General features: G+C 69.4%; 11 protein-coding genes and 1 pseudogene. 8 read left to right on the top strand and 4 right to left on the bottom strand.

Features of this window, described 5'->3' with window-relative positions:
• From NLX83_RS37710 to NLX83_RS37705, 3 genes and pseudogenes are all read left to right on the top strand, one after another.
• Nucleotides 1-429 (top strand): annotated as a pseudogene (locus NLX83_RS37710) (HNH endonuclease); the annotation flags it as partial.
• Between the two features lie 71 nt (nt 430-500).
• Nucleotides 501-629: a hypothetical protein gene (locus tag NLX83_RS41500; RefSeq protein ID WP_256565041.1), complete on the top strand. Its 129-nt coding sequence runs from the start codon at nt 501-503 to the stop codon at nt 627-629.
• The gene (locus NLX83_RS37705) at nt 626-1483 is read left to right on the top strand and encodes an alpha/beta fold hydrolase (RefSeq protein WP_254240070.1); all 858 of its coding nucleotides are present in this window, start codon (nt 626-628) and stop codon (nt 1481-1483) included. The genes NLX83_RS41500 and NLX83_RS37705 overlap by 4 nt, the downstream gene beginning before the upstream one ends.
• A gap of 6 nt (nt 1484-1489) precedes the next feature.
• On the opposite strand, the gene NLX83_RS37700 is transcribed toward NLX83_RS37705, so the two are convergent.
• From NLX83_RS37700 to NLX83_RS37690, 3 genes are read right to left on the bottom strand one after another with little or no spacing between them, the layout of a single operon-like run.
• Nucleotides 1490-2119, bottom strand: a complete 630-nt coding sequence (locus NLX83_RS37700) for a LysE family translocator (RefSeq protein ID WP_254240069.1) — start codon at nt 2117-2119, stop codon at nt 1490-1492.
• Nucleotides 2120-2177: 58 nt separating this feature from the next.
• Complete coding sequence (locus NLX83_RS37695) at nt 2178-3830, bottom strand: glutamate--tRNA ligase (RefSeq protein ID WP_254240068.1); 1653 nt, start codon at nt 3828-3830, stop codon at nt 2178-2180.
• Between the two features lie 49 nt (nt 3831-3879).
• Complete coding sequence (locus tag NLX83_RS37690; protein WP_254240073.1) at nt 3880-5007, bottom strand: alkaline phosphatase family protein; 1128 nt, start codon at nt 5005-5007, stop codon at nt 3880-3882.
• 165 nt (nt 5008-5172) lie between these two features.
• Between NLX83_RS37690 and NLX83_RS37685 the strand changes: the two genes are divergently transcribed.
• Nucleotides 5173-6360 (top strand): M20 family metallopeptidase, encoded by a 1188-nt coding sequence (locus NLX83_RS37685; RefSeq protein ID WP_254240067.1) that lies wholly within the window; start codon nt 5173-5175, stop codon nt 6358-6360.
• A gap of 157 nt (nt 6361-6517) precedes the next feature.
• Here the strand turns inward: NLX83_RS37685 and NLX83_RS37680 are convergent, their stop codons facing one another.
• Nucleotides 6518-7117 carry a TetR/AcrR family transcriptional regulator gene (locus tag NLX83_RS37680; protein ID WP_254240066.1) on the bottom strand — a complete coding sequence of 200 codons (600 nt, stop codon included), beginning with the start codon at nt 7115-7117 and terminating at the stop codon, nt 6518-6520.
• A gap of 121 nt (nt 7118-7238) precedes the next feature.
• Here NLX83_RS37680 and NLX83_RS37675 point away from each other — a divergent pair, with 121 nt between their 5' ends.
• From NLX83_RS37675 to NLX83_RS37660, 4 genes are read left to right on the top strand one after another with little or no spacing between them, the layout of a single operon-like run.
• The gene (locus tag NLX83_RS37675; RefSeq protein WP_254240065.1) at nt 7239-8573 is read left to right on the top strand and encodes an aromatic ring-hydroxylating oxygenase subunit alpha; all 1335 of its coding nucleotides are present in this window, start codon (nt 7239-7241) and stop codon (nt 8571-8573) included.
• Nucleotides 8566-8883, top strand: a complete 318-nt coding sequence (locus tag NLX83_RS37670) for a Rieske 2Fe-2S domain-containing protein (protein WP_254240064.1) — start codon at nt 8566-8568, stop codon at nt 8881-8883. Before NLX83_RS37675 ends, NLX83_RS37670 begins: the two co-directional genes overlap by 8 nt.
• Nucleotides 8884-8888: 5 nt before the next feature.
• Nucleotides 8889-9467: a 3-phenylpropionate/cinnamic acid dioxygenase subunit beta gene (locus NLX83_RS37665; RefSeq protein WP_254240063.1), complete on the top strand. Its 579-nt coding sequence runs from the start codon at nt 8889-8891 to the stop codon at nt 9465-9467.
• A 33-nt stretch (nt 9468-9500) separates the two neighbouring features.
• On the top strand, nt 9501-10712 hold the full coding sequence (locus NLX83_RS37660) for a cytochrome P450 (protein ID WP_254240062.1): 1212 nt from the start codon (nt 9501-9503) through the stop codon (nt 10710-10712).
• The last annotated feature ends 1 nt before the right edge of the window (nt 10713 follow it).

The following is a 10713-nucleotide window of genomic DNA, read 5'->3' as shown; positions in this document are numbered from 1 at the left end:
ATCCTGCAAGGGCACGGGCCGCTGCCGATCAAGATCGCCCGGGATGTCGCCGCAGGAGGGATCTGGAAGCGCATCCTCACCGACCCGGTCACCGGAATCGCCGAAGACGTCACCACGTATCGGCCGACAGCGAAGCAGCGGGAACTGATCGCCGCCCGGTACCCGCACTGCACGATGATCGGATGCCGACAGCCCGTCCACCGCTGCGACTTGGACCACTGCTGCCCCTTCGACGGAAGCAACACCACCGTCGACAACCTTCGGCCGAAGTGTCGGCGGCACCACCGGATGAAGCACGAAACCAGCTGGCAGTGCCAGAACCTCGAAGATGGGCGTCATGTCTGGAAAACCCCGGAAGGGCGGGTCTACGAATCCGAAATGGAACCCATCGCCGAACCTGCCCCGATTCCGGAGCCTGCACCGTTCTAGAAAACCCCGAGCCTCATCGTGGCACCTGGCTAGCCTTAGTTTGCCAGTAGTCAACTGTCGAAGGAGGTCTGGTGGCGAACGAGACCGCTGTCGTCCGTGCGCTCAGTCACGACTCGTTGCCGTGCACGCGGGTGATCGTCACGCACCGGGTCGGCGGCATCCGCGACGTCGACAGCGCCGACTTGCGGATCTCGTCATGACGCACACGCAGGGGGAGTCGGAGTGGATCACCACGTCCGATGGGCGGCGGCTGCACGCGATGGTGCTGCCAGGTCCGGGTGACGCGCCGACGGTGGTGTTCGAGGCCGGGGCCGCCGCGTCCCGGTCGTCGTGGGCCAAGGTGCAACCCGGGGTCGCTCGGCACGCCCGCGCGATCGTCTACGACCGATCCGGGCTCGGCCGCAGCGCAGCCGATCCGAACGGACGCACCCTCCCGCGCATGGCCGACGACCTCAACACCGTGCTCGACCACTTCGGTCCGGGACCGTTCGTCCTAGTTGGACACAGCGCGGGCGGGCCGATCGTCCGGCTTGCCGCCGCCACGCGACCCAAACGGATTGCGGGCCTGGTCCTGGTCGATCCCACGGACGAAGCCGCAGAAGTCCTGTTCGGCCGCGGTTTCCGCACCATCGAGCGCATCATGATCAACTCTGGGGCCGTCCTCGCGCGGTTCGGGCTGTTGAAGGCGGTCTTCGGGATGTTGCTGCGCGACGGTCCCGACGACGTCCGCCGGGACCTCGAGCGAGAGGGCTTCCACCCCGGCGTGGTCCGCACCCAGCGCGAACAGGCTCGCACGTTCCTCGACGAACTCTCCACGTGGCGCGGGAACTCACCGGACCTCGGCGCCATCCCGGTCACGGTCATCTCCGGCGCGCTCAGCGGCGGCATGACCGCCGCGACGCGCGCGGCGGCGATCGCCTCCCACACCCGCCGTGCCGCCACATCGCCGAGCGGCCGTCACGTCATCGCCAGGAAGTCCGGGCACTACCTCCCTGTCACCGAACCGCACGTGATCATCGACGAGATCACCGCCGTTCTCCCGGCGTCGGGGTGAGGGTGGTCAGTCCGCGGCGAGCCGGACGCCGAGGCCGATGAAGATCCCGCCGGTGGCCACGTCGATGCGGCGCTTGGCGGTGCGGCGCCGCCGCAGCCAGCCGCCGATCCGCCCGGCCAGCACCCCGACCGTGCCGTCGACCAGGAACTCCAGCGTGATCAGCACCGCGCCTAGGATCGCGAACTGCAACCACACCTGGCCCAACTCCGGGCTGATGAACTGCGGCAGGAACGCGATGGTGAAGGTGACCATCTTCGGGTTGATCAGGTTGGTGAACAGCCCGTTCAGGAACGCCTTGCGCGCCGTCATGCCGCCGCCGGACTCGTCGACGTCGGGGTTGTCGGCGCCGCGGTGCCGGATCATCTGCACACCGAGGTAGATCAGGTAGACCGCGCCGACGATCCGCACGACGGTGAACGCGGTCGGCGCGGCCTCGAACAGCGCGGCCAGGCCGACCGCGGCGAGCGCGACGTGCACGGCCTCGCTCACCGCCACCCCGGCGGTGGCGAACAGCCCGGCGCGCGGGCCGCCCTTGATGCCGCACCCGAGCACGAACAGCATGTCCGGCCCGGGCGTCAGCATCGCGACCATCGTCGTCAGCGTGAACAACGCGAGAAGGTGCAGGTCAACCGGCATGGCCGGATCATGTCACGGCCGTGTGGCCGCATCACCGGAATTCCCGCTGACTGGACGCCTACGCGGTGAGCGGGGCGAGCCTGCGCAGCGTCTCCTCCTGCCCGATCGCCTGGGTGATGGCGTGCAGGTCGGGGCTGCGGGTGGAACCGGTGATCGCGATCCGGATGATCTGCGAGGCCTCGCGGATCGAACCGGGGAAGTTCTCCGGGTCCTTCTTGTACTCCTTGGCGTTGCGGGCGAACCCGTGCTTCGCGGCCAGGCCGCGGATCTGGTCGAACCACTCCGACCCGTCGGCGAGCTGCTGGTAGCCGTCGACGAAGTCCCGCACCAGCGCCCGCACAACCGCCGCGTCCACGCCGAGGGCGGTGATCCGCTCGTCCTCGACGCCGGTGACGGCCTCGTGCAGCTGCGGGAAGAAGAAGCCGTACGCCTCGCGGAACTCGCTCCACTTCCGCAGGTCCTTGCGCGGGTTCTCCACGCCGTCGCGCTCCACCGCCAGGCCGCGCAGGGCCAGCTCGGGCTCGGCGTCGAGGACCTTGCGCAGGTCCTGGTCGAACCGGTCGGCCCAGACGAGCATCGCGTCCAGGATCTCCTGGCCGGACAGCGTCGCGATGTGGTCGGCGGAGAGCGCGTCCAGCTTCACCAGGTCCACGAGGGGCCCGGCGACACCGCAGTTGGCGAGCTGGATGGGCTCGGTGAGCGCCTGCTCCAGCGGCAGCTCGGCGAGGCGGCCGTTGGCCAGGCCGCGCAGGTAGTACAGGACGGCGGCGGCGGGGTATCCGGCCTCGATGTAGAAGTCGACACCGGCCTCGGGGTCCTTGCGCTTGGACAGCTTGCGCTTGCTGCTGCCCTCCTGCTTCATCAGCGGCGCGATGTGCGCGTAGGTGATCGGCTCGAACCCGAGCGCCTCGAACAGCTGCTGGTGCACGGGCACCGAGGAGATCCACTCATCGCCCCGGATGACCAGGTTAATACGCATCAAGTGGTCGTCGACGGCGTGCGCGAAGTGGTAGGTGGGCAGCCGGGGCGACTGCTCGGAGCTCTTCAGGACGACGACGTCGTTGCGGTTGGCCTCGGCCTCGATCTCGCCGCGGATGGCGTCGGTGAACCGGGCCCGCCTGCGCGCGTCGTCGGGAGCGCGGAACCGCACGACGTAGGGCTCACCGGCGTCCAGCTTCGCCTGCACCTGCTCGGCGGTGGCGTTGCGCCACAACGACCAGCGGCCGTAGTAGCCGGGCGCGACCTTCTGCGCCTGCTGGCGCTTGGTGATGTCGGACAACTCGTCCTTCGTCGCGAAGTCGAGGTAGGCGCGGCCCTGGCGCAGCAGCTCCCGCACGTAGGTGAGGTAGATCCGCTCCCGCGCCGACTGCGCGTACGGGCCGTAGTCGCCGCCGCGGTCCACGTCCTCGTCCGCGGCGAGGCCGAAGTAGTCGAAGGCGCGGCCGAACTGCTCAAGCGCCCCGGCGACCTCGCGCGACTGGTCGGTGTCCTCGATCCGCACCAGGTAGCGGCCACCGGTGCGGCGCGAGAGGTCCTGGTCGATCGTGGCGACGTAGATCCCGCCGATGTGCACGAACCCGGTCGGCGAGGGGCCGAACCTGGTGACCAGGGCGCCCTCGGGCAGCTCGCGTGCCGGGTACTGCTGTTCCCAGTGCTGCGGCTCGGGGAGGTCTGCGGGGAACAGCGCGTCGATGACAGCTCGGTCCAGCATCGGGGGTCAGGTCTCCTGGCGTTTGTAGGTGGTCGACACGGTAACGCAGTCACCGGATGAGCAGTGGGACCAGCTGTTCCTGTGCGGTGAGGGACCCGTGTTGGCCGAGGAAGCCGCCGATGTGCGGTTCGCTCGCCGAGCGGATCATGGACAGGGAGTCCTTGGCGGCCACGACGAGATCACCGATGCGCTCGCGCACCCGGTCGCTCACGCGGGGGCCGAACCAGCCGTTGTCCGCGGCTTCCTCGCGGGTCGCGATCCAGGCCCGGTCGCCGAGCACGGCCGTCCAGTTCGCGCGCACGTCCTCGACGGCCCCGTCGAGGGTGTAGACGTGGCGGACGCGGGCCTCACCGCCGAGCAGCCGCACGCCCTCGCGAAGCCGCTCCTCGGCGTCGATGTCGATCTTGTCGGTGGCGGCGACCATGCCGTGGTCGGCGGTCACCACCAACGTGCTGTCCGGCGGCAGGTCACCGGCGAGGGAGGCCGCGAGGTGGTCGACGAACCTGAGCTGCCACCGCCACGCGTCGCTCCCCGGGCCGTAGACGTGGCCGATCGCGTCGAGGTCCGCGTGGTAGGCGTAGCAGAACACCCGCCCCGGCTCCCGCATCGCGTCGACCGCGCGGCTGACGAGGTCCCCGAGCGCGTGGGTGCCGCGGAAGTGCCCTCCGCGCAGCACCGCGCGGGAGAGCCCGCTTCGTTCGTGAACACGGGGGACGACAAGGCGCACCGCCACCCCGGCGGCTTCGGCGCGCTGCCACACAGTCGGGTTCGGCTGCACCTCCTCCGGGATCAGGATCGGCCGCAGGTCGACGTGCTCGGCCACGCCGTGGCGGTGCCACCGCAGGGCGTTCAGCAACTCGTCCCCGGCGGCGAAGGAGTAGCCGACCACCCCGTGCTCCCCGGCGGGCGTCCCGGTGCCGAGCGAGGCGAGACTGGTCGCGGTCGTCGCCGGGAAACCACAGGTGATCGCGCGGTTGGCCGCGGCGAGGGAAGCCAGGAACGGCGCGTCGGCGGCGTGATCGTTGAGCAGCTGCCAGCCCAGGCCGTCCACCAGCAGCAGGCACACCTTGCGCGTCGGCGCGAACCCGAGCACGTCGACCGTGCCGGGCACGCCGAGCGCGGCCAGCAACGACGGCGCCACGTCGGCGAGCGAACCGGCCCCGTACGCGGGCACCATTGGTTCCACCCACCGAATCCTAAGCCACCCCCGTTTTCCCCGTTTCGTACTCATAACGGGATTTGGAGCGCTCTAATACACGGAATTGAGTACGAAACGGGGTTCTCTAGTCCACTGATGTGGCGTGGCTCTTGCGTAGTCTACCGGCAACGCGGGGTTGAGGAGATGGCGATCATGGACGTGCTCGGTGCCGCCCACGACGACTTCGACTCCGTTGTCGGCTTGACCCGTGAGTTGATCGCGCTGCCCAGTCGTGGCGGCGTCGACCCTTATGAGCCGGTGCTTGACGCGGTGCGGGATTGGCTGCGCGCGCGTGGGCTCAGTGCCACCGTGCTCACCGACGACACCGGCGAACCTGTCGGGCTGACCTGCGCGATCCAAGGCGCGCGACCGGGACCGCGTTGGGTTCTCGACGCCTGCCTCGACACGGCGCCTTTCGGTGATGAGGCAGCCTGGACGCATCCGCCGGCCTCGGCGATTGTCCACAATGGATGGTTGTACGGCCGGGGTAGTGCCGACTCCAAGTCCGGTGTCGCGATCTTCTGCCACATCGCCGTCCGCCTGGCCGCGATGGCGGATCGCTTGCGCGGCAGTGTGGAACTCCTCTTCGACGTCGATGAGCACACGGGCCGCTTCGGTGGGGCGAAACGCTACTTCCAGGGCGATTTCGCGGGGGTGATCATCGGGTATCCGGGGCTCGACAAGCTCGTGGTGGGCGGACGTGGCGTCTACCGCGCGAAGCTCGACGTTCACGGCACGAGCTCGCATTCCGGCGGCAGCTCGGTGACGCCCAGTGCGATCGAGAAGGCGGCGCGTCTCGTCCGCGCCCTGTCCACAGTGGACTTCCCGGATGGCGGGCCGGAGTTTCCCTTGCCTGGCAAGCTAACCGTGACTGCGATCAGTGGCGGCCACGGTTTCTCGGTCACTCCGGACCTGTGCGCGCTCAACGTCGACATCCGCACCACGCCGACCTTCGACGCTCAGCAGGCCGAGGATGTCCTGCGGCGGACGGTGGCCGCCGTTGACGCCGACTGGCCGGGTACCCGTCCTACGCACATCGAGGTCGACACCTGTTGGCCCGCCTACGCCCTCGCCGCTGATTCGCCGCTGCGCGAGGCCATGCTCGGCGCCGCGCGGCAGTTCGGGCTCGCCGTGGACCCCAAGATCGCCGGGCCGTCGAACATCGGCAACTACCTCGCCGGTCTCGGCATCCCCGCCACGGCGGGTTTCGGTGTGACCTATGTCGGCCTGCACGGGGCCGACGAGCGCATCAAGCTCGACACGATCCCGATCGTCCAGGCCGTGCACCACGCGGCCGTGCTCACCCTGCTCGGAGTCCCGGTCCTGTGGTGAGCGCCGGAGGCCGCTCGGCTCAGAGGTTTTCCGCGGCTTCGGCGAGCCTTCGCAGCTCCTTCCGGACGGGCCACGGCGTTGCGAATGAGCACCCGAGAAGGGTAACCGATCGGTTACGCGAATGCCGGATCGTCACTCGGACACCGGGCGAGGGGCGCTAGCGTTTCCCGTTGTCCTGCAAGAGATAGCGGATGCACGGCGCGAGGTAGCGGGCGATGGTCGCGGTGTCGGCGTCGCGCAGCTGCGGAAGCCTCGCCATGTCCCGCAGTACGGTCAGCCCCACCAGCTGCGCCTGGACGAGCAGGGCGCGCAGTTCCGCGTCGGGACCCGCCGGGACCGGCACGAGTTCGGCGTGCTCGCGGAGCAAGAACGCGGCCAGCTCGTCGGCTCCCGTCGCCGTGGTGACCGACCGCAGCAGCATGAGGAGTTCGTCGCGCAGCTTGTCCCGGTCCGCGCCACCCGCGGTCCGAGCCTGGATGTGGACAAGGGCGTGGCCCCAGGAGCCCGCGGGCTGGTCGAGCAGTGAGTACGCGGCGGCGTCCCCGAGCGTTCCGGTTCGGACCACGCTGTCGAACAGTGCTCGTTTCCCGCCGAAGTAGCGGCTGACGAGGGCCGGGTTGCAGGCCGCGCGCGTGGCGATGGCGCGCACCGTGGTCCGCTCGTAGCCCAGTTCGACGAAGAGCCCCTGTGCGGCCCGCAGGATCGCCGCCCTGGTCGACTGCCCATCGCTGCGGGGTTTCCGCTTCCGCGTGCTCAAGGTAAACGCCGTCTTCCGACTCGTCGCGGTGACCTGCTCCGACTCCGCAACAGTAAACGGAACGGGACGGCGCGCGCACCGCTTCCTACCCTCGCTCGCACAGCGACGAGAGGAGTCCACTGTGGACGGAAGGACCTACGGGGAGCTGGTCGACCAGGAGACCGGGGTGATCGCCCGCGCGGTCTTCGACTCGCCCCAGGTCTACGAGGTGGAACAGCGCAAGGTGTTCGCGCGGAGCTGGTTGTTCGTGGCGCACGCGAGCCAGCTCCGGCGGGCGGGTGACTTCGTGGTGTCGCGGATGGGCGAGGACTCGGTGATCGTCAGCAGGCAGTCCGACGGCGGGATCGCGGTGCTGCTCAACGTGTGCAGGCACAAGGGGATGCGGGTGTGCCGGGCCGACGAGGGCAGCGCGACGCGGTTCACCTGCGCCTACCACGGCTGGTCCTACAACGGCGCGGGCGCGCTGGTCGACGTGCCGCACGAGGCCGACGGGTACCGCGGCCGGTTGGACAAGGCGCGGTGGTCACTGCTGCGGGTGCCGCGCGTCGAATCGTTCCTGGGGCTCGTCTTCGCCTGCTGGGACCTGGACGCCCCGTCGCTGGCCGACTGGCTCGGACCGGCCGTGGACCTGGTGCGGGGCGCCTTCGACCGGTCCGCCGCGGGCACGGAGGTGCTCGGCGGTGTGCAGAAGTGGCGGTTGCGGGGGAACTGGAAGCTGGCCGCCGAGCAGTTCACCGGCGACAACTACCACGCGGAGACCACGCACTCCTCGGCTTTCACCGCGCAGATCGCCGCGCGCGCCTTCGACGAGGAAGTGTTCCAACGCCTCGCCGACGTCGGGCGGGAGGGCTCCGGCATGGTCAACGTCGGCTTCCCGCACGGGCACGGGGCCACCGTGATCACCGGCGGTGAGGAGGCGTTCCGCGCCTTCCACACGGCCGCGCTGCCGCCCGAGCTGCACTCGACGGTCGACCCGGCACGGGCGCACGAACGGCTCGGTGAGCTCGCGTTCGGGCCCGGCACGATGGTCAACCTGGTGTGCCCGAACCTCGCCTGGCTCGGCAACCAACGCACGCTGCGCGTCTTCCACCCGCACGGCCCGGACGCCATGGAGATCTGGTCCTGGGTCTACGTCGACGCGGACTGGCCGGAGGAGACCAAACAGGCCTACCGCAGGCACAGCACGCGATCGTTCTCCACCACCGGGATCTTCGAGGTGGACGACTCCGAGAACTGGGCGGAGATCAACGCGGTGGGCGCGGGCCACGTGACGGCGCGCGTGCCGCTGAACTACCAGATGGGGCTCGGCCGGGACACCGGCGGCGTCAACTCGGCCTACAGCGACACCAGCGCGCTCAACTTCCACCGGCGGTGGGTGGAGCTGATGGACGGGCCCGACCCGAGGCTGCCGGACCTGAGCCCCGCGCCGCTGCTGCCGGAGCCGGAGGATGGCTGAGCGGCGGCACGTGTGCGCCCTGGACGAACTCGGCCTCGGCCGCACGCACACCGCGCAAACGTCGCGAGGTCCAGTCGTGGTCGTCCGGACGCGCAGCGGGGTGTACGCGCTGACCGATGCGTGCACCCACGCCGATATCGCGCTCTCCCAAGGGTTCGTCGACATCGACAACGACACGATCGAATGTCCCGGCCACTTCGCCGAGTTCTGCCTGCGGACCGGGCGCGCGCTCACCATGCCCGCGACCGAGGACGTGCGGGCGCACACCGTGCACCTCGTCGACGGCCAGATCCACCTCATTCAGGAGTGAAGCACATGCCCTTCTCCCAGCAGGCTTTCCGCCCGCGCGCCGCCGACGCGGCCCCGGTCACCCCGCCCACCCCGGTCTCCCCGGCCGAGCACCACGCCATCGAGCAGTTCCTCAGCTTCGAGGCGCAACTGCTGGACGAGGCGCGCTACGACGACTGGCTCGACCTCCTGGCCGACGACCTCCACTACTTCATGCCTTTGCGCCGCAACACCCTGCACCGGGACCTGGACCGGGAGACCACCGCGCCCGGCGAGCTGGCGCACTACGACGACACCCGCGCCGAGCTGGCCGTTCGCATCCTGCGGGTCCAGCAACCCACGGCGTGGTCGGACAATCCTCCTCCGCGCACCGTTCGACTGATCAGCAACGTCCAAGCGCGCGCAGCGGACAAGTCGGGGGAGTACCAAGTAAGGTCGGTATTTCACTTGTACCGCAACAGGCTTCAGGACGACACCGACTCCTTCGCGGGGCACCGCGACGACTTGCTCCGCCGGGACGGCGCGACCGGGTTCCGGATCGTGCGGCGCACCGTCCACATCGAACAGTCCGTGGTGCTCGCCAAGAATCTCGGGGTGCTCTTCTGACCCACGAAGCCGTTCACCACGAGGACACCTGCCGTGCGAACCCCTGAGATCGACGTGCTGAGCAGCCACGTCTACGCCACCGGTGTGCCGTACGCGCAGCTGGCCCACCTGCGGTGCTACGCCCCGGTTTTCCGCCAGGAGATCCCCGATCCGCAGCTGCTGGACGAGGCGTGGGTGATCACCAGGGCCGCCGACGTCCGGACGATCAGCATGCGGCCGGAGATCTTCTCGTCCTCCTCAGGGGTCGCCCTCCGCCGCTACCGGACCGCGGAGGGCAAACGGCTGGACGTGGGGAACTTCATCAACCTCGACGACCCGGAACACCGGCTCCTGCGGAACCTGGTCGGCAAGGGGTTCACCCCGCGCATCATCCGCCGCTTCGAGCAGGACTACCGCGGGCTCGCCGAGACCATCGTCGCGGACGCGTTGCGGCAGAACACCTTCGACTTCGTCACCGAGATCTCCGCGGAGCTGCCGCTGCTCGCGATCTGCAAGCTGCTCGGCGTCCCCGAGGCGGATCGGGAGAAGTTCTTCCGCTGGAGCAACGTGCTGCTCGGCGCCGAGGACCCGGAGTACACGCTCTCCCCGACCGAGCTCGCCGACATCGTGGTCGAGTTCCGGGAGTACGTGCTGGAGCTGGTCCAGGCCCGCCGCGCACACCCGCGCGAGGACATCCTCTCCGTGCTCGCAACGGCCACACCGGGGGAGGCGCTGACCGATGACGAGATCGCCGGTTTCGCCCTGCTGCTCATGCTCGCCGGGAACGAGACGACCCGGAACAACATCTCGCACGGGCTCATCGCCCTGATGGAGAACCCGGAGCAGTGGCACGCGCTGCGGGGCGACCCACGGCTCCTGGACAGCGCCGTCGAGGAGATCATCCGCTGGGCCGCACCGGTGAACTACATGGTGCGCACGGTCATGCGGGACACGGAACTGCACGGGGTCAAGCTCCGCGAGGGCGAACGCGTCGCGATGATGTACGCCTCGGCCAACCGCGACGAGGACCTGTACACCGACGGTGACGCCTTCGACATCACCCGCCCCGACCAGCGGCACCTGTCCTTCGGGATCGGACCGCACTTCTGCCTCGGCGCGCACCTCGCGCGGATCGAGACGAAGGTGGTCTTCGCCGAACTCCTCAAGCGCGTCGACCGCTTCCACCTCGCCGGTCCGATCCGCAGGCTGGAGTCCAGCTTCATCCACGGCATCAAGCACCTTCCCGTTACGGCGCAACGGTTCTAGC

The organism is Allokutzneria sp. A3M-2-11 16 (assembly GCF_024213555.1).
GTDB lineage: Bacteria > Actinomycetota > Actinomycetes > Mycobacteriales > Pseudonocardiaceae > Allokutzneria.
The sequence above is the reverse complement of the archived record's forward strand: the minus strand, read 5'-3'. Positions and strand labels throughout refer to the sequence as shown.